The organism is Acidovorax sp. SUPP3334 (assembly GCF_030159055.1).
In the GTDB taxonomy this organism is placed as follows: Bacteria; Pseudomonadota; Gammaproteobacteria; order Burkholderiales; family Burkholderiaceae_C; genus Paracidovorax.
Map to the genome: position 1 here is coordinate 13,545 of NZ_BQXQ01000008.1, position 25,115 is coordinate 38,659.

23 protein-coding genes are annotated in these 25,115 nt (G+C 68.6%); 15 read left to right on the top strand and 8 right to left on the bottom strand.

The window, feature by feature from the left end:
* Positions 1–4 precede the first annotated feature (4 nt).
* The 5 genes from fdhD to apbC form a co-directional block, all read right to left on the bottom strand.
* A complete protein-coding gene (gene fdhD, locus AVHM3334_RS23865; protein WP_502869869.1) occupies positions 5–871 on the bottom strand; it encodes a formate dehydrogenase accessory sulfurtransferase FdhD in 867 nt (288 codons plus the stop codon).
* 323 nt (positions 872–1,194) lie between these two features.
* Positions 1,195–3,546, bottom strand: a complete 2,352-nt coding sequence (locus AVHM3334_RS05950; RefSeq protein ID WP_284410505.1) for an FdhF/YdeP family oxidoreductase — start codon at positions 3,544–3,546, stop codon at positions 1,195–1,197.
* Positions 3,547–3,654: 108 nt separating this feature from the next.
* Positions 3,655–5,181, bottom strand: a complete 1,527-nt coding sequence (locus tag AVHM3334_RS05955; RefSeq protein ID WP_284410507.1) for a methyl-accepting chemotaxis protein — start codon at positions 5,179–5,181, stop codon at positions 3,655–3,657.
* A 12-nt stretch (positions 5,182–5,193) separates the two neighbouring features.
* On the bottom strand, positions 5,194–6,834 hold the full coding sequence (locus tag AVHM3334_RS05960) for an OFA family MFS transporter (RefSeq protein WP_284410509.1): 1,641 nt from the start codon (positions 6,832–6,834) through the stop codon (positions 5,194–5,196).
* 179 nt (positions 6,835–7,013) lie between these two features.
* Positions 7,014–8,105, bottom strand: coding sequence for an iron-sulfur cluster carrier protein ApbC (gene apbC / locus AVHM3334_RS05965; protein ID WP_284410511.1), 1,092 nt, complete (start codon positions 8,103–8,105; stop codon positions 7,014–7,016).
* 147 nt (positions 8,106–8,252) lie between these two features.
* Between apbC and AVHM3334_RS05970 the strand changes: the two genes are divergently transcribed.
* The 5 genes from AVHM3334_RS05970 to AVHM3334_RS05990 all read left to right on the top strand — a co-directional run bounded on the left by AVHM3334_RS05970 (position 8,253) and on the right by AVHM3334_RS05990 (position 13,678).
* The gene (locus tag AVHM3334_RS05970) at positions 8,253–8,828 is read left to right on the top strand and encodes a restriction endonuclease (protein WP_284410716.1); all 576 of its coding nucleotides are present in this window, start codon (positions 8,253–8,255) and stop codon (positions 8,826–8,828) included.
* Positions 8,829–8,856: 28 nt separating this feature from the next.
* Positions 8,857–10,119, top strand: coding sequence for a patatin-like phospholipase family protein (locus AVHM3334_RS05975; protein WP_284410513.1), 1,263 nt, complete (start codon positions 8,857–8,859; stop codon positions 10,117–10,119).
* 161 nt (positions 10,120–10,280) lie between these two features.
* Positions 10,281–12,350 (top strand): methionine--tRNA ligase, encoded by a 2,070-nt coding sequence (gene metG / locus AVHM3334_RS05980; protein WP_284410515.1) that lies wholly within the window; start codon positions 10,281–10,283, stop codon positions 12,348–12,350.
* Positions 12,351–12,527: 177 nt separating this feature from the next.
* Complete coding sequence (locus tag AVHM3334_RS05985; protein WP_284410517.1) at positions 12,528–13,265, top strand: LysM peptidoglycan-binding domain-containing protein; 738 nt, start codon at positions 12,528–12,530, stop codon at positions 13,263–13,265.
* Positions 13,266–13,276: 11 nt separating this feature from the next.
* Positions 13,277–13,678, top strand: a complete 402-nt coding sequence (locus AVHM3334_RS05990; protein ID WP_502869864.1) for a hypothetical protein — start codon at positions 13,277–13,279, stop codon at positions 13,676–13,678.
* 43 nt (positions 13,679–13,721) lie between these two features.
* On the opposite strand, the gene AVHM3334_RS05995 is transcribed toward AVHM3334_RS05990, so the two are convergent.
* Both AVHM3334_RS05995 and AVHM3334_RS06000 read right to left on the bottom strand, forming a co-directional pair.
* Positions 13,722–14,402, bottom strand: a complete 681-nt coding sequence (locus AVHM3334_RS05995) for a DUF6198 family protein (RefSeq protein WP_502869865.1) — start codon at positions 14,400–14,402, stop codon at positions 13,722–13,724.
* 112 nt (positions 14,403–14,514) lie between these two features.
* Complete coding sequence (locus AVHM3334_RS06000; RefSeq protein ID WP_502869866.1) at positions 14,515–15,042, bottom strand: outer membrane protein assembly factor BamE; 528 nt, start codon at positions 15,040–15,042, stop codon at positions 14,515–14,517.
* 118 nt (positions 15,043–15,160) lie between these two features.
* Here AVHM3334_RS06000 and AVHM3334_RS06005 point away from each other — a divergent pair, with 118 nt between their 5' ends.
* The 10 genes from AVHM3334_RS06005 (at position 15,161) to AVHM3334_RS06050 (ending at position 23,161) form a co-directional block, all read left to right on the top strand.
* Positions 15,161–15,364 (top strand): DUF3460 family protein, encoded by a 204-nt coding sequence (locus AVHM3334_RS06005; RefSeq protein ID WP_284393467.1) that lies wholly within the window; start codon positions 15,161–15,163, stop codon positions 15,362–15,364.
* Between the two features lie 72 nt (positions 15,365–15,436).
* Positions 15,437–16,288, top strand: coding sequence for a segregation and condensation protein A (locus tag AVHM3334_RS06010; protein ID WP_284410520.1), 852 nt, complete (start codon positions 15,437–15,439; stop codon positions 16,286–16,288).
* 86 nt (positions 16,289–16,374) lie between these two features.
* Positions 16,375–17,964, top strand: a complete 1,590-nt coding sequence (gene nadB, locus AVHM3334_RS06015) for an L-aspartate oxidase (protein WP_284410522.1) — start codon at positions 16,375–16,377, stop codon at positions 17,962–17,964.
* A 43-nt stretch (positions 17,965–18,007) separates the two neighbouring features.
* The gene (gene panD, locus AVHM3334_RS06020) at positions 18,008–18,388 is read left to right on the top strand and encodes an aspartate 1-decarboxylase (protein ID WP_284410524.1); all 381 of its coding nucleotides are present in this window, start codon (positions 18,008–18,010) and stop codon (positions 18,386–18,388) included.
* A 13-nt stretch (positions 18,389–18,401) separates the two neighbouring features.
* Positions 18,402–19,727, top strand: a complete 1,326-nt coding sequence (gene bioA, locus AVHM3334_RS06025) for an adenosylmethionine--8-amino-7-oxononanoate transaminase (RefSeq protein WP_284410526.1) — start codon at positions 18,402–18,404, stop codon at positions 19,725–19,727.
* The gene (bioD, locus tag AVHM3334_RS06030) at positions 19,724–20,416 is read left to right on the top strand and encodes a dethiobiotin synthase (RefSeq protein ID WP_284410528.1); all 693 of its coding nucleotides are present in this window, start codon (positions 19,724–19,726) and stop codon (positions 20,414–20,416) included. Before bioA ends, bioD begins: the two co-directional genes overlap by 4 nt.
* Positions 20,413–21,654, top strand: a complete 1,242-nt coding sequence (gene bioF, locus AVHM3334_RS06035) for an 8-amino-7-oxononanoate synthase (RefSeq protein ID WP_284410530.1) — start codon at positions 20,413–20,415, stop codon at positions 21,652–21,654. Before bioD ends, bioF begins: the two co-directional genes overlap by 4 nt.
* Positions 21,651–22,289, top strand: a complete 639-nt coding sequence (queE, locus tag AVHM3334_RS06040) for a 7-carboxy-7-deazaguanine synthase (protein WP_284410532.1) — start codon at positions 21,651–21,653, stop codon at positions 22,287–22,289. Before bioF ends, queE begins: the two co-directional genes overlap by 4 nt.
* A 60-nt stretch (positions 22,290–22,349) precedes the next feature.
* The gene (locus tag AVHM3334_RS06045) at positions 22,350–22,733 is read left to right on the top strand and encodes a 6-carboxytetrahydropterin synthase (protein ID WP_284410534.1); all 384 of its coding nucleotides are present in this window, start codon (positions 22,350–22,352) and stop codon (positions 22,731–22,733) included.
* 68 nt (positions 22,734–22,801) lie between these two features.
* Positions 22,802–23,161 (top strand): 5-carboxymethyl-2-hydroxymuconate Delta-isomerase, encoded by a 360-nt coding sequence (locus AVHM3334_RS06050; RefSeq protein ID WP_284410537.1) that lies wholly within the window; start codon positions 22,802–22,804, stop codon positions 23,159–23,161.
* 91 nt (positions 23,162–23,252) lie between these two features.
* Here AVHM3334_RS06050 and pabB read toward each other — a convergent pair whose 3' ends face one another.
* Positions 23,253–25,040, bottom strand: coding sequence for an aminodeoxychorismate synthase component I (gene pabB / locus AVHM3334_RS06055; RefSeq protein WP_284410539.1), 1,788 nt, complete (start codon positions 25,038–25,040; stop codon positions 23,253–23,255).
* Between the last annotated feature and the right edge of the window lie 75 nt (positions 25,041–25,115).

Here is a 25,115-nt window from a genome sequence, read left to right on the forward strand (position 1 = left end):
CCTTTCACCGCTCCCCGTCCATCCCCACGTACCTCACCGCCCGAGGCGGGCGGCACAGCCCCCAGAGCGTGATGCCGGCCTGCTGCGCCAGATCGATGGCGAGCGAGGTCGGGGCCGATACGGCGGCCAGCAGGGGAATGTCGAGCCGGGCGCACTTGCGCACCAGCTCGTAGCTGGCGCGGCTGGACATGGCGACGAAGCCGTCCTCCCCCAGCCGGCCCTGCGCCGCGAGTTGGCCGATGAGCTTGTCCAGTGCGTTGTGGCGACCGACGTCTTCGAGCAGGTCGGTGAGGTCGCCCTCGGGCGTGGCCCAGCCGGCGGCATGCACGGCTCCGGCGGCGGCATTCAGCGATTGCAGCGCAGGCATCGCGGCCACTGCACGCAGAACGGCTTCGGCCGGCAGCGCGCTGGCCCAGGCGCGCGGCGTGACGCGTTCGGGCACCAGATCGAGCGCCTGCAGGCTGTCGATGCCGCACACGCCGCAGCCGGTGCGGCCCGCGAGCGAGCGGCGCTTGTCTTTCAGGCGTGCGAAGCAGCGGGCGGCGATGTCCATCTGCACTTCGCAGGCCGCCGCGGTGCCGGCGGGGCTGCCGGCAGGCGTGTTCAGCGTGCGCACTTCGATGCCGTGGCAGTCGGCGGGCTGGTCGATGAGCCCTTCGCTCAGGGCGAAACCCAGCGCGAAGGCATGCAGGTCGGCGGGCGTGGCCATCATCACGGCGTGGGAGAGCCCGTTGAAGACCAGCGCCACCGGCACTTCGGCGGCCACCGCATCGTCTTCCCACGCGCCGGCGGCCGTTTCGGGCATGGGCGGATGGCGCTGCACGCGGCGGGTGGCCAGGGGTGCGGGCAGCGGGCTGCCATCGTCGTGCAGGCTGTCGGTGGCCGCCACTTGCGGCGCGTTCGGGGTGTTCAGGGCGTTGGCGCATTGCCGGCGCCCGGCGTCGGTCAGCCAGGCCAGCCAGCGGGTGCCGTCCTTTTCGTCCTGCGCCACGCGCACCCATCCGGGGCCGGGCTGTCCGCCCAGCGCAGCACCGCTCAACAGGTGCAGGCCCCGCAGAACGGTGCTGCCGGGCAGGCCGAGGTGTTTGGCCAGGCGCGGCAGGGAGACGCCGCCCGGATCGTGCAGTTCGGCCAGCGCAAAAAGCAGCGCCGGTGTCAGCCCGCCGTTGGTGTCCGTCAACGCCGCGCTCTGCGTCAAATGGCCGCCACGGGAGCGGTTTCGGGCTCGGCCGCCGCGTCGGCGGTGCCCGGCGAACCGGCGCCAGCCGCATGCGGCACCAGCACCACGGGAATCGACTTGGACGTGGGGGTGCCCGCGTTCAGCGCGACCGATGACAGCGGCACGAGCGGATTGGTCTCGGGGTAGTAGGCAGCCAGGTCGCCACGCGGAATGTCGTAGCCCACGAGCTTGAAGCGGTCGGCGCGGCGCTCCTGGCCGTCGGTCCACACGGTGTGGATGTCCACCCAGTCGCCCTCCTTCATGCCCAGCGCGCGGATGTCTTCGGGGTGGATGAAGACCACGCGGCGCTGGCCGAACACGCCGCGGTATCGGTCGTCATGCCCGTAGATGGTGGTGTTGTACTGGTCGTGCGAACGGGTGGTGAGCAGCGTGAACACGACGGTATCGCGCCGCTTGGCGCGGGCCTGGTGCGAGGGCGTGTCCAGCGGCACCGGGTGCGCGACGAAGTGGGCCTTGTGGTCGTCGGTGGCCCATACCCGCTCGCTGGCGGTATTGCGCAGGCGAAAGCCGCCGGGCACGGCCACGCGCTGGTTGAAGTCCTTGAAGTCGGCGAACACGGCTTCGATCTGGTCGCGGATGCGGGCGTAGTCTTCGACGAGCCAGAGCCAAGGGGTGCGGCTGCGCGGCCCGAGGGTGGCCGCAGCCAGCCGCGCGACGATGGCGGGCTCGGACAGCAATCGGTCCGAGGCCGGCGGGTTGATGCCCATCGACAGATGCACCATGCTCATCGAGTCTTCCACCGTGACGCCCTGCGGGCCCCCGGCCTGCACGTCGATCTCGGTGCGGCCCAGGCAGGGCAGGATGAGCGCCTCGCGCCCGTGCACGACGTGGCTGCGATTGAGCTTGGTGGTGACGTGTACGGTCAGGTCGCAGCGGCGCAGCGCCTTCCAGGTCTCGTACGTGTCGGGCGTGGCGGCGGCGAAATTGCCGCCCAGCGCGAAGAAAACGCGCCCCTTGCCGTCCAGCATGGCCTGGATCGCCTCCACGGTATCGACGCCGTGCTCGCGCGGGGGCTCGAAGCCGAACACCTCCTGCAGCTTGTCCAGCAGCGCGGCCGGGGGCTTTTCCCAGATGCCCATGGTGCGGTCGCCCTGCACGTTGCTGTGGCCGCGCACGGGGCACGGGCCAGCGCCGGGCCGGCCGATGTTGCCGCGCAGCAGCAGCCAGTTGACGATCATCTGGATGGTGGCCACCGAGTGCCGGTGCTGGGTGATGCCCATGCCCCAGCAGGCGATCACGCGCCGGGCATTGCGGTACACCTCGGCCGCGGCGCGTATCTGCGCCTCGGGCAGGCCGGATTCCTCCTCCAGCAGCGGCCACGACTCGGCGCGCAGGTCGGCCAGCAGGCCGTCGATGCCGGTGGTGTGCTCGGCGATGAAGGCATGGTCGAGCACGCCGCCGTCCCGGTCCTCCGCCTCGATCAGGTGCTTCATCATTCCCTTGACGAGCGCCAGGTCGCCGCCCACGCGCAGCTGAAAGTAATGCGTGCTGATGGGCGTGGAGCCGAGCGTGGCCATCTCCATCTTGTTCTGGGGGTCCTGAAAGCGCTCCAGGCCGCGCTCGCGCAGCGGGTTGAAGCTCACGATCTGCGCACCGCGCTTGTGCGCTGCGCGCAGCTCGCCCAGCATGCGCGGGTGGTTGGTGCCGGGGTTCTGCCCGAAGATGAAGATGGCGTCGGCCTCCTCGAAGTCCTGCAGCGTGACCGTGCCCTTGCCCACGCCGATCTGCGGGCGCATGGCGCTGCCGCTGGGCTCGTGGCACATGTTGGAGCAGTCGGGAAAATTGTTGGTGCCGTATTCGCGCACGAACAGCTGGTACAGGAAGGCGGCCTCGTTGCTGGCGCGGCCCGAGGTGTAGAAGATGGCCTGGTTCGGATCGGGCAGCGCGTTCAGGTGCCGGGCGATGAGCGCGAAGGCATCGTCCCAGGCAATCGGCACGTAGTGGTCGCTGGCCGCGTCGTACACCATGGGGTGGGTGAGCCGGCCCTGGTCTTCCAGCCAGAAGTCGCTCTGCTCGGCCAGGGCAGCCACCGAATGCCGGGCGAAAAGCTCCGGCCCCGCGCGGCGGGCCGTGGCCTCGGCCGCGACGGCCTTGGCGCCGTTCTCGCAGAACTCGAAGGTGGACGCGTGGTTGCGGTCGGGCCAGGCGCAGCCGGGGCAGTCGAATCCGTCGGGCTGGTTGGCCGATAGCAGGGTCTTGGCCCCCTTGAGGGGAATGCCCTGGTACTGAAGGGCGCGGCCGACGGAGCGCAGCGCGCCCCAGCCACCGGCCGGGCCTTTGTAGAACTCGATTTTCTTGTCGGTCATCGTGGTCTCCTGCTCCAAGGCGAAACGAACGGCGATCAGAGTGGGCGCCCGAGAGCGCGGCCGGGTTGGACATCGCCGCGCGCGCGGCATTCCGCAGCGGCCACCATGCTAGGGCGTTTTGAAGGTGGCTGCCGCGTCGGCCAGGGCCGCCGCCTGCTCGCGCATGCGCAGGGCGGCAGCCGCTGCCTCCTCCACCAGCGCCGCATTCTGCTGGGTCATCTGCTCGATGCGGGCGACGCTCTGGTGGATGCCGTCGATGCCGCTGCTTTGCTGGCCGCTCGCTGCGGCAATGCCTTCGATCAGGCGCGTGACTTCGGCGATCGAGTGGGCGATGCCCTGCATGGACTGGCGCGCATCGTCCACCAGGCCGCCGCCCGCGTCCACCCGCTCGACCGATGCGGCGATGAGGCCGCGGATCTCCCGCGCCGCATCGCCCGAGCGCTGGGCCAGCGCCCGCACCTCGCCCGCCACCACCGCGAAGCCCCGGCCCTGCTCGCCCGCACGGGCGGCCTCGACCGCGGCATTCAGCGCCAGGATGTTGGTCTGGAAGGCGATGCTGTCGATGATGCCGATGATGTCGCGGATGCGGTGCGCGCCCTCGCGGATGCCGCCCATGGTGGCGACGACCCGATCCACCGCCGCACCGCTTTGCTCGGCGGCCTGCGAAACCGAGCCCATGAGCCCGTTGACGCGCCGGGCGTGCTCGGCGTTCTGCCCCACCGTGGCCGTGAGTTGCTCCAGCGCCGAGGCGGCGCTGTTGACCTCGCCGGCCTGCTGCTCGGTGCGTGTGGCCAGATCGCTGTTGCCCGCCGCGATCTCGCTGGTGGACAGGCGCAACCCGTCCGCGCCACGCCGCACATTGCCCACCAGCCCGGCCAAGCCCACGCCGATGCCGTTGATGGCCTGCAGCATTTGCCCCACCTCGTCGCGCCGGGCAACGTGCATCTGGGTGGTGAGGTCGCCCGCCGCAATGCGCTGCGCCGCCGCACGCCCCTGGGCCACCGGCCGCGCAATGCCGCGATGCACCGTGCGGTAAACCACGGCCGCCGCGATCAGCGGTAGCCCCGCAACCACCGCCACCCAGGCAGCGGGCAGCGGCGGAAACACCAGCCAGGCCAGCGCCCACAGGACGTATTGCACCGCCAGCACCGACAGGGCCAGCCGGCCCGCCAGGTTCAAGGCCGGAATCTCGCTGACATCCAGGCCCACGTAAAGCACGCCCACGACCTGGCCGGACGCATCGCGCACCGGGTCGTAGCGTGTCATGTTCTGGCGGCCGAACACCGTGGCGTAGCCCGCATAGGCCCGCCCCGCCAGCAGGTTGGCATAAGCGGGGTGGGAGCGATCGAGCAGCGTGCCCACTGCGCGCTCGCCGTCCTGCTTGCGGACCGAGGTGGCGATGCGCACGAAGTCGTTGCCCTGCCGGGCGAACACCGTGGCACGCACGCCGCCGTGCGCGGTGAATCGGTCAGCCACCGAGAAGTCGCCATTCAGCAGACGCCCGGCGCAGCGCAGCAGCGGCGCCTGGGCCGCGCCGCCCTGCGGTGGCTCCAGCGTGAAACTGCCTGCGTGCTCGGCGGCGAACCGGACCGCGGCGGCATTGATCCGCCGGTGAAGAGCGCCTGGCAGCACCATGACGCCCCGCCCTTACTGGAAGAACTTGGCCGCGCTCACCAGGGTCTTGTAGATGCCCCAGGCCAGGGGAAGGCCCACGGCGGCCCAGGCGAATGCCACGAGCGCCGGGCTGGTGGCGCTGCCGGCCCCGGTGCCCGAGCCCACCTCGGTCGCCAGCGATTTCTCGTGCGCGAGCTTTTTCTCGTGGGCCAGTTCTTCATCGCTCATGAACCATTTGTCGGCCAGCGGGCGCACCAACAGGTTGGCGATCAGGCCGATGACCAGCATGCCCACCAGGATGTACATGGTCTGGTTATAGACCTGCTCGCGCGGCAGGCCAAGGCCGAGCTGGTACTCGCGCATGTAGTTGACGACCACCGGGCCCAGGATGCCGGCCGTGGCCCAGGCGGTGAGCAGACGGCCATGGATGGCGCCCACGAACTGCGTGCCGAACAGGTCGGCGAGGTACGCCGGCACCGTGGCGAAGCCGCCGCCGTACATCGAGAGGATGAGGCAGAACGCCCCCACGAACAGCAGCTTGCTGCCGGCCCCGGCCGAGCTGGGAATGCTGGCATACAGCAGGCCGCCCAGTACGAAGAACACCACGTAGGTCATCTTGCGGCCCAGCTTGTCCGACAGGCTGGCCCAGAAGAACCGGCCGCCGATGTTGAACAGCGACAGCAGCGCGGTGAAGCCGCCAGCCACGGCCGCGATGGCCGCCAGCTGCGCCTTGTCGAGTTCGCCGAATTTCTGAGGCACACCGATGAGCGCGCCGCCGAACACCTCCTGCAGCATGGGCGAGGCCATGCCGATCACGCCGATGCCCGCGCTCACGTTCATGCACAGCACGACCCACACCAGCCAGAACTGCGGAATGCCCCACACGCGCTTCACATGCACATGGCGCTGCGTGATCATGGTGTTGGCGCTGGGTGGAGGAGGCGTCCAGCCGGCCGGCTTCCAGCCCGTGGCGGGCACGCGGTAGCCGAGAGCGCCAGCCATCATGAAGACGAAATAGACGAGGGCCATCACCACGAAGGTCTGCATCACGCCCACGTCGGTGGGGGTGGAAAACCGCTTCATCAGGTCCACCGCCAGGGGCGAGCCGATCATCGCGCCGCCGCCGAAGCCCATGATGGCCATGCCGGTCGCCATGCCCCGCCGGTCGGGAAACCATTTGATGAGCGTGGACACCGGCGAGATGTAGCCCAGCCCCAGCCCGATGCCGCCGATGACGCCCGAGCCCAGGATCATCAGCCAGAACTGGTGCAAGTGGATGCCCAGCGCCGACAGCAGCATGCCGCCGCACCAGCACACCGCCGACACGACACCCGCCTTGCGCGGACCGGCACGCTCCAGCCAGCCGCCCCAGATGGCGGCCGAGCAGCCAAGGAACACGAAAAACAGGGTGTACATCCAGCCCAGCGTGGCCACGCGCCAGTCGCAGCCGGAGGCGAACAGCTCGGCGAAGAAGCTCATGTCCTTGGGACAGGCAGCGCCGGTGCCGGACGTGGAAAGGGCCTTGGACAGCGGCAGCCAGAACACCGAGAACCCGTAGGCCATGCCGATGCACAGATGGATCGCCAAGGCCGCCGGAGGAACGAGCCACCGATTGAAACCGGGGCCGGCGATGATGCGATCCTTGTCCAGAAAACCAGGTTGCGTGGATGACATGCGTTCCTCTCTGGTGTGCTCTTCTCGACGTTCTCGCGCCCCCCTTGGCGCGGGTTCGATGAACAGTTTCAGCGCAATGCTTGAGCTACGTCAAGACACATGGCACACAACATGTCATGTTTTTTTCGCGCTATCAGGCAACAGCAAGGACAGCGGTGCATGCACCGGCGGCGGCGCGTTCAGGTGGTCTTGCTGACGGAAATGGTGGGGAATTTGGACGAGAAATCCTTGGCCTGTTGGGCCACCTTCACCGCGATGTCGCGCGCCATCTTCTTGTAGATGCGGGCCACGTCGCCCTCGGGGTCGGCCACCACGGTAGGGGCGCCGTTGTCGGCCTGCAGCCGGATCTGCATGTCCAGCGGCAGCCCGCCCAGGTAATCCATGCCGTATTCGGCGGCCATGCGCTGGCCGCCGCCTTCGCCGAAGATGTGCTCGGCGTGGCCGCACTGGCTGCAAACGTGCACCGCCATGTTCTCGACGATGCCCAGGATGGGCACGCCCACCTTCTCGAACATCTTGATGCCCTTCCTGGCGTCCAGCAGGGCGATGTCCTGCGGGGTGGTGACGATCACCGCACCGGTCATGGGCACGCGCTGGCTCAGGGTCAGCTGGATGTCGCCGGTGCCGGGCGGCATGTCCACGATGAGGTAATCAAGGTCCTGCCAGTTGGTCTGGCGCAGCAGCTGCTCCAGCGCCTGCGTGGCCATGGGGCCGCGCCAGATCATGGCCTGGTCGGCATCGACCAGGAAGCCGATCGACATCACCTGCACGCCATGGTTGCGCAGGGGTTCCATGGTCTTGCCGTCGGCGCTCTCGGGCTTGCCGGCAATGCCCAGCATCATGGGCTGGCTGGGGCCGTAGATGTCGGCATCCAGCACGCCCACGCTGGCGCCTTCGGCAGCCAGGGCCAGGGCCAGGTTGGCGGCCGTGGTGCTCTTGCCCACGCCGCCCTTGCCCGACGCCACGGCGATGATGTTCTTGACCTGCGGCAGCAGCGGCACCCCGCGCTGCACCGCATGGGCGACGACCTGGCTGGTGATGCGAACGGTGACCTGCTCCACCCCGGGCACGGTCCGGGCCGCTGCGATGCACTGGCGCTCCAGCTCGGGCACCAGGCTCTTGGCGGGGTAGCCCAGTTCCACGTCGAAGGCGACATCGCCGCCCGTGACGCGCACGTTGCGCACCGCGCGCGCGCTGACGAAATCCTTGCCCGTGTGCGGATCGCTTACGCTTGCGAGCGCCGCCAAAAGCGCCTGTTCTGTGACTGCCATGCCAATAACTCCTTAGGGGGCCGGTAGTCTATTCCCTGATCCGCCAACCCCGCAGGGGCGGGGACAATGCGCAGGTCTCGCGCGGCTCGGCCGTACGCACGCACGCAATCAACCCGCTTCAGCACAAGGATCCCCGTGAAATTCAAGATGGCCCCCAACTCCCTGTTCGCGATCCTGCTGCGCTCGCCGTGGTGGGTCAGCTGGTCGGTGGCCGGGTTGATCGCGCTGGCGTGCGGAGCCCTGTTGCCCTCGCACATCGCCCCCTACGCCGCAGTGGGCGCAATGCCGATCTTCGGCGTGGGCTGCCTGGCTGCATGGCGCCAGTGGCGCGCGCCCAGCAGCGCGCGGGTGCAGGCCGTGCTCGCCCAGGCGGCCGACATGCCCTGGCGCACCTTCGCCGACGCGCTGGAGCGCGCCTGGCAGGCCGAGGGCTACGCCGTGCGCCGGCTGACCGGCCTGCAGGCCGATCTCTGCCTGGAAAAGGCCGGGCAGGTGACGCTGGTCAGCGCCCGCCGCTGGAAGGCCGCCACGCATGGCGTGGAGCCGCTGCGCGACCTGCACACCGCCGCCCAGGCCCAGGACGCCCACGGCAGCGCATACATCGCGCTGCAAGGGACCGTGAGCGACAACGCCCGCAGCTACGCCCGCGAGCATGGCATCGCGCTGATCGAGGCCGACGCCCTGGCCGCCCTGCTGCTGAAGGCGCCGCCGCCCGGCGCCTGAGCCCGCACCTACGACAAGGAGGCCCGCCATGCCGCCGTTTTCCGCCGCGCCGCCGCCGCCCGTTGCCCCCGCATCGCCCCGCCCCATCGGCCTGGTGCTGACCGGCGGCGGGGCCCGCGCGGCCTATCAGGTGGGCGTGCTGGAGGCGATCTCCGACCTGCGCATGGCCTGTGGCGCGGGCCGCGAGCCCAACCCGTTTCCGATCATCACCGGCACCTCGGCCGGGGCGATCAACGCGGCCGCCCTGGCTTGCGGTGCGGACCATTTCGACCGGGCCGTGCGCCGCATCGCCCGCGTGTGGCGCAACTTCCACGCGCACCAGGTCTATCGCGCCGATTCGCTGAGCGTGATGCGCAGCGGCGCGGGCTGGCTCACGCTGATGTCGCTGGGCTGGCTGCTCGCGCGCTGGCGGCGCATGCGGCCGCGCTCGCTGCTGGACAACTCGCCCCTGACCGGCCTGCTCACGCAACTGGTGCCGCTGGTGCGGCTGCCCAAGCTGATCCGCCAGGGGCATCTGCAGGCCCTGGCCATCACCGCATCGAGCTACAGCTCGGGCGAGCACGTCACCTTCTTCGAGGCCGCGCAGGCGCAGCAGCCGTGGGTGCGGTCGCAGCGCAAGGCCACGCGCGACCGCATCACGCACGAGCACCTGCTGGCATCGTCGGCAATCCCCTTCGTCTTTCCCGCCACGGCCCTTGGCATCGACGGCCACACCGAATACTTCGGCGATGGTTCGATGCGGCAGTCCGCCCCCATCGCACCGGCCATCCACCTGGGGGCCGAACGCATTCTGGTGGTGGGCGCGGGCCGCATGCACGAGCCGGCGGGCGAGGCGCAGCACAGCGATTCGCCCGCCTACCCGTCGCTCGCGCAGATCGCCGGGCACACGCTGTCCAACATCTTCCTGGATGCGCTGTCGGTCGATGTGGAGCGCGCCCAGCGGATCAACCAGACGCTCGCGCTGATCCCGCCCGAGGTGCGCGCCCACAGCGCGCTGCGCCCGCTGGAGCTGCTGGTGATCGCCCCCTCGCAGCGGCTGGACGCGGTGGCCGCCCGCTACGTGGGCGAGCTGCCCCGGCCCATCCGCACGCTGCTGGGCGGTCTGGGCGTGACCTCCAACATGAAGGACGTGCGCGGCGCCGCGCTGGCCAGCTACCTGCTGTTCGAAGCCGGGTACACGCGCGAACTGATGGCCCTCGGCCGCGCGGACGCCCTGGCGCGCCGCAGCGAGATCTGCCGCTTCTTCGGCTGGTCCGATGCGGGCAACGCAGTGCGGGCGCCTGCCGATTGATCCGCAAGGCGCGGTGTGCGGGACGGCGCACGGCCCTCTGACGCGCCAGACCCGCACGCAACGCACCACACCGCATGGCAGGGCGGCACGGGCCGGGGCGAGCGCCTAAAATCCGCAGCTTGTCCGCGTTTTTCGCGGCCCACCCCGAACGCCCGCACCCGATGACCGCACGCAAGATCTTCGTCACCACCGCCCTGCCATATGCCAACGGCAACTTCCACATCGGCCACATCATGGAATACATCCAGGCCGACATCTGGGTGCGGTATCAAAGAATGCAGGGCGCCCAGGTGAACTTCGTGGGCGCGGACGACGCCCACGGCGCGCCGATCATGATCGCGGCCGAGAAGGCCGGCAAGACGCCCCAGCAGTTCGTGGCCGACATCGCCGCGGGCCGCAAGCCCTACCTGGACGGCTTTCACATCGCGTTCGACAACTGGCACAACACCGATGCGCCGGAAAACCACGCGCTCGCCCAGCAGATCTACCGCGACCTCAAGGCCAACGGCCTCATCGAAACGCGCACCATCGAGCAGTTCTTCGACCCTGAGAAGAACATGTTCCTGCCCGACCGCTTCATCAAGGGCGAATGCCCCCGGTGCCATGCCAAGGACCAGTACGGCGACAACTGCGAGAACTGCGGCGCCGTCTATGCGCCCACCGACCTCATCAACCCCTTCTCGGCGCTGTCGGGCGCCAAGCCGGTGCTGAAAAGCTCGGAGCACTTCTTCTTCAAGCTCTCCGACCCGCGCTGCGTGGAGTTCCTGCAGGACTGGACGCAGAACGGCGTGCACGTGCAGCCCGAGGTGGCCAACAAGGTCAAGGAATGGTTCACCGTGCGAACCAACCCGGACGGCAGCACCAGCGAAGGCCTGGGCGACTGGGACATCAGCCGCGACGCGCCCTACTTCGGCATCGAGATCCCCGATGCGCCCGGCAAGTATTTCTACGTGTGGCTCGATGCGCCCGTGGGCTACCTCGCCTCGCTCAAGAACCTGCTGGAAAAGCGCGGCGAAGACTACGAGGCCTACATGGCCGATCCGCTGCTTGAGCAGTACCACTTCATCGGCAAGGACATCGTCACCTTCCACACCCTGTTCTGGCCCGCCATGCTGAAGTTCAGCGGCCGCAAGACGCCGGACAAGATCTGCGTGCACGGCTTTCTCACCGTGAACAACGGCGAGAAGATGAGCAAGAGCCGCGGCACGGGCCTGGACCCCCTCAAGTACCTGGGCCTGTCCATGAACCCCGAGTGGCTGCGCTACTACATCGCCGCCAAGCTCAATGGCCGCAATGAAGACATCGACTTCAATCCCGAAGATTTCATGGCCCGGGTCAACAGCGACTTGATCGGCAAGTTCATCAACATCGCCTCGCGCGCGGCCGGCTTCATCGCCAAGCGCTTCGGCGGCCAGTTGGGCGCCATGAGCGGCGACGGCCAAACCCTGCTGTCCACGCTGTCGGGCCAGGCCGGCACCATCTCCGAAGCGCTGGAAAAACGCGACACCGCACGCGCCCTGCGCGAAGTCATGCTGCTGGCCGACCGCGTGAACGAATACGTGGACGCCAACAAGCCCTGGGAACTGGCCAAGCAGGAAGGCATGGACGCACGCCTGCAAGACGTGTGCACGACCTGCATCGAATCCTTCCGCCTGCTGACCATCTACCTCAAGCCCGTCTTGCCGGCGCTGGCGGCCCAGGTCGAAGCCTTCTTGAACGTGCCGCCGCTCACCTCGGCCGACGCACGGACCCTGCTGGGCGCAGGCCACGCCATCGGTGCGTACCAGCACCTGATGCAGCGCGTGGATGTGAAGCAGCTCGACGCCCTGTTCGAGCCGCCTGCCACCCCAGCGCCCGAAAAGACCGTGCCCGGCGGCGAAGAGATCGCGCCCACCATCACCATCGACGACTTCGCCAAGATCGACCTGCGCATCGCGCAGATCGTGAACTGCGAGCCGGTCGAAGGCTCGACCAAGCTGCTGCGCCTGACGCTCGACGTGGGCGAAGGCAGCCACCGCAACGTGTTCAGCGGCATCGCCAGCGCCTACCAGCCCGCGGATCTGATCGGCAAGCTCACCGTCATGGTGGCCAACCTCGCCCCGCGCAAGATGAAGTTCGGCATCAGCGAAGGCATGGTGCTGGCCGCCAGCCACGGCGATGAAAAGGCCCATCCGGGCATCCATGTGCTGGAGCCTTGGCCGGGCGCGACGCCTGGCATGCGCGTGCGCTGACTAGCTGCTTGTTGAGAAGCGTACGTAACGCGACAGACCTTCTTTTCAAAAGGCTACCGCACCAAGCCACTGGCCCCTACAGTTATTGCTAGGTCATATCCATTAAATGGGCTGAAGCAAGAACTGCTATGCATTAGCGAATTCACTATGAATACAACCAACAAAGGAAGGTGATATATGACAACGCGAAATACAGCTAAAACCGGTTTCGAGAAATGGCAGGACGGAATCAACAAAGCAGTAGGCGACTCCAAATGGAATTCGCTGGATTGCGAAATTCAAATCGCCACCAACGAATACAATCGCCATTTGTCCAGCACAACTGGGTACATAGCACTGGATTGGCAGTTAATCAAGGCCATGGTCTGGGTGGAAACTGGCGCAGAAAGTCCGAAATGGACATCAAATCCAATGCAAATCGGAAATCCTGGCGATCCAGGACTTCAATCTCTTCTTTCAAGTAAAGAAGGAGGTGACTTAATCATCCCACCGGCCTGGAGGAATTTATTGACGGCTGGCACAGCAACTACCCTGCCATCACATAATATTCGCGCAGGAATTGGCTATTTATTAATGCGCTTAGCAAACTATTCAATCAAAAGCGTTTTAGATGCAGACCAAGCCATCTATGAAGTGACAGTAAAACCTGGGGATAGCATCGCCAAAATTGCCAACGAGAGGAGTAGCACAGTTGAAATAATAAAAAAACTCAATCCTGCGGCACACATACTGAAGACCGGACAATTACTTAAATATCAAAAAGCAAAATTGAAAAAAGTTATAACAGGCTGGGCAATGATTACATCATCAAGCGTAGCGTCAAAATATAACGTAGGAGATTCGATGTACGCAAGAAAACTTGACTATTGCTTAATTCTTATTCGAAGTGGCAAGACAACAACATGCACGCAGTAATAAATTCAGTGTTGGCCGCCGCTATCGGCATTAGCTCAAGCACTGCGGCAGCATCGGAAAAGCTCTTTACCGGCGTCTTCGACGGTACTGGCAGGGCCTGTTCCGGCGCATTGCAGGTACGTGCGAAAACGATCGAATGGCGTTCAGCGTTCAGTACCTGCAAGCCGACGCCATACGAGATACTGGAAAAGAACGCTGAGGATGGCCCGAAGCGAATCGTCTTTCGTCTGAAAAAACGCAGCAGCCAATGCCTCTACCCAGTGATCGAAGTGACACAGGCCAGCGACTACCGCTGGAACGTGACGGGTTACCAATCTCTGGAGGGGTTCCAGAAGAAAGAGGCACCTGACTGGAGCAACTCTCCGCTACCGGAGAGGCAAACCCTGTCTTGTCCGATGACCGGGCCCAACTGACGAGCGCAAACGGGCTCACGAACTCTAGCTTTATCAGTGGCGCTCAATGCCCCACATACCGCCCCGGCCGATGGCTGATCCATAAAAAACCACTCATGACCAGCACCGCCAGGACCGAATAGGCCACCCGGTCCGGCGGCACCACGAACAGCGCCAGCAGCACCACCACGCAGTCGATGGCCATCTGCACCTTGCCGGCGCGCACCCCGCGGCTTTGCTGCAGATACAGCGACAGGATGGTCGCCCCGCCCAGGCTGGATTTGTGGCGGGCGAGGAACAGGCAGCCGGTGCCCAGCAGCAGCCCGCCCAGCACGGCGGCGAAGAGCGGGTTGAGGTAGTCCACGTGCATGACGTGCGGAAACAGCTCGGTCAGCACCGACAGCAGCGCCACCGAAAGGAACGTCTTGATGGTGAACTCGCGCCCCATGCGCGTCCAGGCGAACCAGTAGAACGGCAGGTTGATGGCAAAGAACAGCTTGCCGAAGGAGATGTCGGTCACGTAGTGCAGCAAGAAGGCGATGCCCGCCGTGCTGCCGATGAGCAGCCCCGCCTGCCCGAACAGCATGAGCGCCATGGCCACGAACAATGTGCCGGCAAAGAGTGCCTGCACGTCTTCGTAGTGGCCGTGGCGCAGCGACTCCATGGGGTAGAGCGGCGCTGACGCCGGCGGCGGCGGCACGGGCGGCGGCGCGGGTGCGGGAGATGGCGATGGTTGTTCAGGCATGGCGGGGCGGATGGGTGTCACAGGCTACTCCAACACCGCAAGGCCATGCAAACAACGCGCCAGCGGCATTCCGGCGCCCCGCCCGGCGCCTGCGGGGCGGCGCGGGGTATGGCTAGCGGCCGTCGCGGATCTCGACCGCGCTGCCGCTGCGCAGCACCCGGCCTTGGCCGTCGAAGTACACGGTGAAGACCATGGGCTGGTTGCCGCCGTCGTTCCAGCGCCAGTCCCAGGCGGTTTCGCCCTTGCGTTCGTACGTGACGGCCTTCATGGGTTTGCCCAGGCGGCGGCGCACGTCTTCCATGGCCATGCCGGGCACGATCTGCTCGAAGTTGTGCGGCGCCAGCACCTGGCGCAGCGAACTCATGCGGCCGTCCGGGCCGATGGTGATCATGTAGTTCTGGTGGCCGGCTGGCTGGCGGTTGTATTCGAAGGTGCGGGCGCCGCCGGGCTCGTCCCACACGCGCTCGGGCTCGCCGAAGCGCGAGCGCACGTCGGCCTCGGTCGAGCTGCCCTCCTCCAGTTCGCTGATGCGTTGGGGGTCGCACCCGGCCAGCAGGGCCGCCATGGTGCCGAGCGCGCAGGCGAGGCCAGTGGCGCGCAGCGCCCGGACCACGGGGGCGCTCCATCGGGGGGTGTTCATCGAGGGCCTTTCCGAGGGGGATTCAGGGTTGGCACTGTAGCGTGCCGGGGGCGCGGCGCCGGGCACGGGCGCCGCCCGGTAAAATCGCCGCCTCCCTACAGCGACTGCACCCACCGCCATGTCTTTCTTTCGCCGCCCCGACTACCAGTCCGACACCACCCAGTTCATCAACCAGCTCAAGACCGAGAAGCCCGAGCTGGACGCGCAGCAGCAGGCCGGCCGCGCGCTGCTGTGGGACAAGCGGGTGGACCGCAGCATCTGGGGCGAATACGACGAGGCCAGCGTGCCGCAAAAGCCCTACGTTTACCAGACCCAAGGCTGATTTTTCAGGCATCAAAATGCCCTCCAGCGCAATAGCAAATAGCGCTGGCAGCTATATTTTCAATAGCAACCGATGAACACCGCTGCGGACACGGCACCCGCGCCCTCGCTGGCCGCCGAGGGGGCCTCCCCCCAGGTCGTGGATGCCGTGGCGCTGGCGCGCCTGTATGGCGAGCCGCTGTTCGCGCTGCCCACCGACCTGTACATCCCGCCCGATGCGCTGGAGGTGTTCCTCGAAGCGTTCGAGGGGCCGCTCGATCTGCTGCTGTACCTGATCCGCAAGCAGAACTTCAACATCCTGGACATCCCCATGGTGGGCGTCACGCGCCAATACCTGGTGTACGTGGACGAAATCCGCAGCCGCAACCTGGAGCTGGCGGCCGAGTATCTGCTGATGGCGGCCATGCTCATCGAGATCAAGTCGCGCATGCTGCTGCCGCCCAAGAAGCAGGAAGGCAGCGCCGAGCCCGAAGACCCGCGCGCCGAACTCGTGCGCCGCCTGCTCGAATACGAACAGATCAAGCTGGCTGCCGCCGGCCTGTCGCGCCTGCCGCAATACGGACGCGACTTCCTGCGGGCGCAGGTGCACATCGAGCAGAGCCTGCAGCCGCGCTTTCCCGACGTGCATGTGGCCGACCTGCAGGAGGCGTGGCGCGACATTCTGCGGCGCGCCAAGCTGGTGCAGCACCACCGAATCACCCGCGAGGAACTGAGCGTGCGCGAATACATGAGCGCGGTGCTCAAAACGCTGCAGGGCCGGCGCTTCGTACCGTTCGAAGAGTTGTTCGAGCCCGAAAAAGGCAGCACCGTGCTGGTGGTGACCTTCATCGCATTGCTGGAGCTTGCCAAGGAAACCCTGATCGAGATCACCCAGGCCGAGGCGTTCGCGCCCATTTACGTGCGGCTGGCCTACACGCCGGTCTAGCCGGCCTTTCTTCACCGCAGCGGCCGTGTGCCGCGGCCTTTCTGCCCACACGCGTCCATACGCCCGAACCGTTCACGAGCCACACCATGCCAACGCACGATTTCGACGTTCTCATCATCGGCAGCGGGCTGGCCGGGCTGTCGGCCGCGCTGCACCTGGCGCCCACGCACCGCGTGGCGGTCATCACCAAGCGCGCGCTGCAGGACGGGGCCAGTGCCTGGGCGCAGGGCGGCATCGCCGCCGTGCTGGCCGAGGGCGACACCTACGACGCCCACGTGCAGGACACGCTGGTGGCCGGCGCAGGGCTGTGCGACCTGGCCGCCACGCGCTTCGTGGTGGAGAACGCGCCCGAGGCCATTCGCTGGCTGCAGGGCCTGGGCGTGCCGTTCTCGCAGGAGGACGGCGCCCTGCACCTCACGCGCGAGGGCGGCCACGGCGCGCGCCGCATCGTGCATGCCACCGACGCGACCGGCGCCGCCGTGCAGCGCACCCTGATCGACACGGTGCGCGCCACGCCGGGCATCACGCTCTTCGAGCAGCACACGCTGGTGGACCTGATCACCCCGCACAAGCTGCGCCGTGGCGGGCCGCAGCGCTGCCTGGGGCTGTATGCGCTGGACGAGGGCACCGACGAGGTCGTCACCTTCCGGGCGCCGCAGACCATCCTGGCCACGGGCGGCGCGGGCAAGGTGTACCTGTACACCACCAACCCCGACACGGCCACGGGCGACGGCATCGCCGCGGCCTGGCGCGCGGGCTGCCGCGTGTCCAACCTGGAGTTCATCCAGTTCCACCCGACCTGCCTGTACCACCCTCATGCCAAGTCGTTCCTCATCACCGAGGCGGTGCGCGGCGAGGGCGGACAGCTCAGGCTGCCCGAATCGGCTGGCGGCACGCGCTTCATGCCGCAGCACGACCCACGCGCCGAACTCGCCCCGCGCGACGTGGTGGCCCGCGCCATCGACTACGAGATGAAGCGCCACGGCCTGGATTGCGTGCACCTCGATATTTCGCACCAGAGCCCCGCGTTCATCCAGGAGCACTTTCCCAACATCCTCGCGCGCTGCGCCGAGCTGGGCCTGGACATCACGAAGGAGCCCATTCCCGTGGTGCCGGCGGCGCACTACACCTGCGGCGGCGTGCTCACCGATCTGGCCGGCCGCACCGACCTGCCCGGCCTCTTGGCCATCGGCGAGACGGCCTGCACCGGCCTGCACGGCGCCAACCGGCTGGCGAGCAACTCGCTGGTGGAATGCATGGTCTTCGCGCGCGCGGCAGCGCAGGCCATCGCCACCGCCCAGGCCGAGCCCGTGCCCGACGTGCCGCCATGGGACGACAGCCAGGTCACCGATGCCGACGAATGCGTGGTCATCTCGCACAACTGGGACGAACTGCGCCGCTTCATGTGGGACTACGTGGGCATCGTGCGCACCAACAAGCGCCTGGAGCGCGCGGCGCACCGCATCACGCTGCTGCAGGCCGAGATCGAAGAGTTCTACGCCCACTTCCACGTCACGCGCGACCTGCTGGAGCTGCGCAACCTGGTGCAGGTGGCCGAGCTGATCGTGCGCTCGGCCCAGATGCGCCGCGAAAGCCGGGGCCTGCACTACAGCCGCGACTACCCCGAGCGGGCCGCCCCGGCCGCGCCGACCATCCTGGTCCCCCCGATCCGCTGACCGCCTCACCGCACGCCTTCTCTCTTTTTTCGACCATTCCGCCATGCAACGCACCCTGCTGAAATCCAAGATCCACCGCGCCACCGCCACGCACTGCGAACTGCACTACGAAGGCTCCTGCGCGATCGACGAAGACCTGCTCGACGCCGCGAACCTCGTGGAAAACGAACAGGTGCACATCTGGAACATCGACAACGGCGAGCGCTTCGTCACCTACGCCATCAAGGGCCAGCGCGGCAGCGGCATGGTGTCGGTCAACGGCTCGGCCGCGCGCCGCGCCGCCGTGGGCGACCTGCTCATCATTGCCGCCTTCGCCCAGGTCGATGAGGCCGAGGTGGCCACGCACCGGCCGCAACTGGTGTTCGTGGACGCCGCCAATCGCCAGGTGGAGCTGCGCCAACACGTGCCCACGCAGGCGCTCTGACCATTCGCACAAGATGAACCAAGACAACCTCGTCACCCGCAGCCTGGCCAGCGTCTGGCACCCCTGCACGCAAATGAAGCGCCATGAGGCCGATCCGCCCGTGGCCATCGCCAGCGCCCGCGGCCCGTGGCTGCACGGCGCCGACGGGCGGCGCTACCTGGACGGCATCAGCTCGTGGTGGGTGAACCTGTTCGGCCACAGCCACCCGCACATCCAGGCCGCGCTGGCCGACCAGCTCGCGCGGCTGGACCACGTGATGCTGGCGGGCTTCACGCACGCGCCGGTGGTGGAACTGTCCGAGCGGCTGGGCACGCTCACCGGGCTGGGCCACGCTTTCTACGGCAGCGACGGCGCGGCCGCGACGGAGATCGCCCTCAAGATGAGCGCGCACTCCTGGCGCAATGCCGGGCGGCCGGAAAAAAGCCGCTTCGTGGGCCTGGCCGGCGGCTACCACGGCGAAACCGTGGGCGCGCTGGCCGTGACCGACATCGCCCTGTTCCGCGAGGCCTATGCCCCGCTGGTGCGCCTGGCGGCCACCGTGCCCAGCCCCGATGCGCGCGGCGCGCAGCCCGGCGAGAGCGCGCTGGAGGTGGCCCGGCGCGCCGCCCGTGCGCTGGAAGACTGGCTGGCCGACCACCACGAGAGCACCGCCGCGCTGATCGTCGAGCCCCTGGTGCAGTGCGCTGCCGGCATGGCCATGCACGATGCCGAATACCTGCGCCAGGCCCGCGCGCTGTGCGACCGCTACGGCGTGCATCTGGTGGTGGACGAGATCGCCACCGGCTTCGGCCGCACCGGCACGATGTTCGCGCACCAGCAGGCCGGCATCCGGCCCGATTTCATCTGCCTGTCCAAGGGCCTCACGGGCGGCACGCTGCCGCTGTCGGCCGTGCTCACCACCGACGCCGTGTACGCCGCGTTCTACGACGACGACGTGGCGCGCGGCTTTCTGCATTCGCACTCCTACACCGGCAACCCGCTCGCCTGCCGCGCGGCGCTGGCCACGCTGGAGCTGTTCGACCAGCTCAATCCGCTCGCGGCCAATGCCGCGCTGGCCGCGCGCATCGACACCGCCTGCACGCCCATCACGCAGCACCCGCGCGTGCGCCATGCGCGCCGGCTCGGCATGGTGTGGGCGTGGGACGTGGAGACGTCGCTGCCCGATTTTTCCCGCCGCTACCACCGCCACGCCATGGCGCGCGGACTGGTGCTGCGCCCCATCGGCAAAACGCTGTACGCCATGCCGCCCTACGTGCTGGACGACGAGGCCGTGCAGCACCTGGGCGAGGCCGCCTTCGCCACACTGCAGGCCACGCTGGCCGAGGAAACCGCCCCATGAGCCCGACCCCGACATTCGCCTGCTTCGTCACCGGCACCGACACCGGCGTGGGCAAGACGCTGGCCTCGGCCGGCCTGCTGCACGCCCTGGCGCGCCACCACGCGCGCGTCGTGGGCATGAAGCCCATCGCCGCAGGCGCCGAATGGCACCACGGCGTGCTCGCCAACGAAGACGCCCTGGCCCTGCGTGCCGCCTCCACCCTCGCGGTGCCGCCCGGGCTGGACAACCCCGTGCTGCTGCCCGACCCGCTGTCGCCCCACATCGCCGCCGTGCGCGCCGGCACGCGCATCGACATCGCCCACATCGTGCGCAGCTACGAGGCGCTGGCGGCGCTGGCCGATGCGGTCGTCGTCGAGGGCGCGGGCGGCTTTCACGTGCCGCTGTCGGACACCGAGACCGGCGCCGACCTGGCGCAGGCGCTGGGCCTGCCCGTGGTGCTGGTGGTGGGCCTGCGTCTGGGCTGCCTGAACCACGCGGCGCTCACCGCCGACGCCGTGCGCGCCCGCGGGCTGACGCTGGCCGGCTGGATCGCCAACCGGATCGACCCGCACATGCTGGCGCCGCAGGAAAACCTCGATTGGCTCGCACAGCGGCTGGGCGCACCGCTGCTGGCAGATATTCCCCACCAGGCCGTGCCGGATGCCCGCGCACTGCCCTTCGACCTTCCCGCCGAATGGACGACCCGATGACTCCCCGCTCCGAAGCCTCCTGGATCGACGAATTCCCGGCGCGCATCGCCGCGCTCGACGCCGCCCACCTGCGCCGCCAGCGCCGCGCGGTGGTGCCCGCCGGCGGCGCGCACCTGCTGGTCGATGGCGCGCCCATGCTGGCCTTTTGCAGCAACGACTACCTGGGCCTGGCCAGCCACCCGGCACTCGCCGACGCCGCCTGCGCAGGCGCGCGCGAGTTCGGCGTGGGATCGGGCGGCTCGCCGCTGGTGAGCGGCCACAGCGCGGCCAACGCGGCGCTGGAGGCCGATCTCGCCCGCTTCGTGGGCCTGCCGCGCGCGCTGTACTTCTACGCGGGCTACGCCACCAACGCCGGCATCGTGCCCGCGCTGGTGGGCGAAGGCGATGCGGTTTTTTCCGATGCGCTCAACCATGCCTGCCTGATCGACGGCGCCCGCCTGTCGCGCGCCCGCATTCACCGCTACCCCCACGCCGATCTGGCCGCGCTGGAGGCCGCCCTGGCCGGCAGCCCCGCGCGCCGCAAGCTGGTCATCACCGATGCCGTGTTCAGCATGGACGGCGACGTGGCCGACATTCCCGCGCTGCTGGCGCTGTGCGAGCGCCACGATGCGCTGCTGCTGCTGGACGACGCGCACGGCTTCGGCGTGCTCGGCCCGCAGGGGCGCGGCGCGCTGGCCGAAGCGGGCCTGGTCGGCGCGCAGGCCTCGCGGCGCGTGCTCTACATGGCCACGCTGGGCAAGGCCGCGGGCGTGGCCGGCGCCTTCGTGGCGGGCGACGGCGCGCTGATCGAATGGCTGCTGCAAAAGACGCGCAGCTACATCTTCGCCACCGCTGCGCCGGCGTTGCTGGCGCGGGCGCTGCAGGCCAGCCTGGCACTCATCGAGGCGGAAGATTCGCGCCGCGAGCACCTGGCGCGCCTCGTGCTGCGCCTGCGCGAAGGCCTCGCGCCGCTGCTGCAGGGCACGCACTGGCAGCTGGGCGAGTCGCGCACCGCCGTGCAGGCCGTGGTGATCGGCGCCAACGACGAGGCCCTCGCCGCCATGGAGGGCCTGCGCCAGCGCGGCCTGTGGGTGCCCGCCATCCGCCCGCCCACCGTGCCCGAAGGCACGGCGCGCCTGCGCATCGCCCTGTCGGCCGCGCACACCGAGGCCGACGTGGACCGGCTCCTGCAGGCGCTGGCCGAACTGGCGCCCCCGGCCGCCCCGGCCGCACCGTCTCCAGTGAAGGCCCTGGCATGACCTACAGCGTCAAGGAAATCTTCTACACCCTGCAGGGCGAAGGCGGCCAGGCCGGCACGCCCGCCGTGTTCTGCCGCTTCGCCGGATGCAACCTCTGGAGCGGGCGCGAGGAAGACCGCGCCACCGCCGTCTGCCGCTTCTGCGACACCGACTTCGTGGGCACCGACGGCACGCTGGGCGGCAAGTTCGCCACCGCAGACGCGCTGGCCGACGTGATCGCCGCGCAGTGGCCGGCGCACGATGCCGCGCACCGCCTGGTCGTGCTCACAGGCGGCGAACCGCTGCTGCAGGTGGACCCGGCCTTCATCGAGGCCCTGCATGCGCGGCGCTTTCGCATCGCCGTGGAGAGCAACGGCACCGTCGCCGCGCCGCCCGGCATCGACTGGCTGTGCATCAGCCCCAAGGCCGGCGCGCCGTGGGTGCAGCGAAGCGGCCAGGAACTCAAGCTGGTGTGGCCGCAGCCCGGCTTCGACCTGGTGGCGCTGGAGGCCCAGACCCAGTTCACGCACCGCTTTCTGCAACCCATGGACGGGCCCGACCAGGCCGCCAACACCGGCCGCTGCATCGACGCTTGCCTGGAGCGCCCCGCCTGGCGCCTGAGCCTGCAGACGCACAAGCTCACCGGCATCCGCTGAGCCCCTGCCCATCTCGTTTTTTCGCCGTTTCCTTTCGCCCCGCTTCGCCACTTGCCGACCATGCAGTTCACCGTCCACCAGCGCTTTTTCTTCGATGCCGCGCACACCCTGCAGCGCGAGATCGAGGCGCAAGGCAGCCGCCGCATCCACGGCCACACCTACCACGCCGAGGTGGCCGTCACCGGCCCGCGCGATCCCGACACCGGCATGGTCATCGACCTGGGGCATCTGCGCGAGCGCCTGGCCACCGTGCGCGAGCAGCTCGACCACCACTGGCTCGATGAAGTGCCCGGCCTCGGCACCCCCACGCTGGAAAACCTCTGCCAATTCATCGCCCAGGCGCTGGCGGGCATGCAGCCGCCCGCGAGCCGCGTGCGCGTGTGGCGCGAGGCGCTGGGCGATGGCTGCGTGCTGGACCTGGCCGCGCCCGGCCCGGCGCGCTGAGCCGGCGCCGACCCTCTCGCAAACCTTTTCTTCCTTTCGTTCCATCCCACCCCTGCAGGAGATCCGCCATGCCCCACCTCGTCATCGAATACAGCCAGAACCTGAACGGTCTGCCCGAAGCGCAAATGCTGGCGGAACTGAACCGGTCCCTCACCGCAAGCCCCGAGATCCAGAACGAGGCGGACCTGAAATCCCGCTTCCTGCGCGCCGACCGCTTCGAGATCGGCACGGCCCCCGCCGACCGCGCGTTCGTGCACGCCCAGCTGCGGCTGCTCTCCGGCCGCTCGCACGAGGCCAAGCAAGACCTCGGCGCCCGCGTCGTGGACGTGCTGCGCCGGCTCACGCCCCGGCCGGACGGCGTGATGGTGCAGCTCAGCGTGGAGATCGTGGACATGGACCGCGGCTCGTACGTGAAAGAGCGGCTTTGAGCCCTACAGGGCTCCAGCGCAATAAACACTAGGGCATATTGCTACGAAATAAGTAGCAAAAGCCAGAACCGGGGTTCCCGCCCCCACCGGCTCAGGCCTGCAGCGCGGCGTCCAGCCAGCCCCGCAGGCTGTTCACGAAGGCCCAGGCCCGCACCTTCGGCACGTCTTGCACGCGCAGCACGGCCTCGGTCATTCGGCCTTCGCGCAGCGCCACCGCCCGGCCCACGCCGGGCAGCAGGCCGCACGACAGCGGCGGCGTCACCCACTGGCCGTCGGCCCGCAGCGCCGCGATGCAGCCGCGCGTGCATTCGGTGATCTCGCCGGACTCGTTCCACAGCAAGGTGTCGAACACGCCCTCGTCCTCTGGCGTGAAGGCGTCGTAGTGCGCCCGGCGCGTGGTCTTGTGGCGCACGAATTCGCCGTGTGCGCCTTCCATCGGCCGCGTGGCCAGTTGCAGGCGCACCGGGGTGGCGGTGGGTGCCATGGCCCACGCCTGGGCACGCGGTGTGCCCGCAGCGTCCAGCAGCAGGCGGGCGCGCCACAGGCCGCCGGGGTGGGCCTGGGCCAGCGCGTTCAGGCAGTCCTGCACGCGCGCTGTGTCGAACGCATGGCCGAAGTGCGCGGCCGAGGTGGCCAGCCGCGCCACATGGTCCGCGCGGTGGCGCAGCACGCCATCCTCCAGCGCCAGGGTTTCCAGCAGGTCGAACGGGGCGCTGGCGCGCTGCAGGAAGGCGCTCTTGTGCTGCCACTCCCGCCATTCCGCCGCCGCTTGCGCGCCACTGGTGATGCCGCTGCCGATGCCGCAGCGCGCATCGCGGCCGTGCAGCACCACGGTGCGGATCGGCACGTTGAAGGTGGCGGCCACGGCGCCCTGGCCGTCCGGCCGCACGATGCCCACGGCGCCGCAGTAAACGCCGCGCGCTTCGGGCTCCAGCGCGTGGATGGCCTGCATGGCGCGCACCTTGGGCGCGCCGGTGATGGAGCCGCAGGGGAACAGCGCGGCGAACACGTCGGCCAGCGTGGTGCCCGCGCGCGTGCGGGCCTCGACGTCGGAGGTCATCTGCCACACGGCCGGCAGCGCTTCGGTGTGAAAGAGCGCGGGAACGCGCACGCTGTGCGGCTCGGCGATGCGCGAGAGGTCGTTGCGCAGCAGGTCCACGATCATCACGTTCTCGGCGCGCTCCTTGGGCGAGGCACGCAGCGCGGCGGCTTGCGCGGCGTCGGCATCGGTCGTGGCGCCGCGCGGGGCGGTGCCTTTCATGGGCCGCGCCAGCAGGCTGCCTCCCCGCCAGTCGAAGAACAGCTCGGGGGACACCGACAGCACCTGTTCGGCGCCGCTGTCGATGCACGCGGCATAGCCACCGGGCTGGGCGCGCTGCAAGGCAGCGAACAGCGGCAGCGCCGCCGAAGGCCCGTCGCCCTGCGCCAGGCTGCCCCGGATGGGCGCGGTGTAGTTCACCTGGTAATACTCGCCCGCGGCAATCGACTGGTGGATGGCGGCCACGGCGGCATCGAAAGCCACGCGCTGCGGGCGGGTGTGCCAGTCGATGGTGGGCGCGGCCGGCATGCCAGCGGTCGCGCCCGCTTCGTCGGCGGGCGCATCGGGCCAGGGAAGCGGCTGATCGAACACGGCGAACCACGCCAGCGGACCGTCGGCCGGATGCGTGCGCAGCGCCGCATCGAACGCGCCGGCCGCTTCGTAGCGCAGATAGCCGAGGCACCAGCCCCCCTCGCGCGCTGCGGCTTCGACCGCGTCCAGCACCGCGCGCACTTCGTGCGGGGCCCTGGCGGCCAGCACGCGGCGCGGCGTGCCGAACGCATGGCGCAGGCGCGGGCCGCTGCGATCGCGCGGGTCGGAGAAGTCGATCCTGAAATTCACGTCAAAACAGGCCAGCGCCCTAGAGAATCATGCGGCAACAGCTATCAAAACAATAGCATCACGATAAAAGCCATC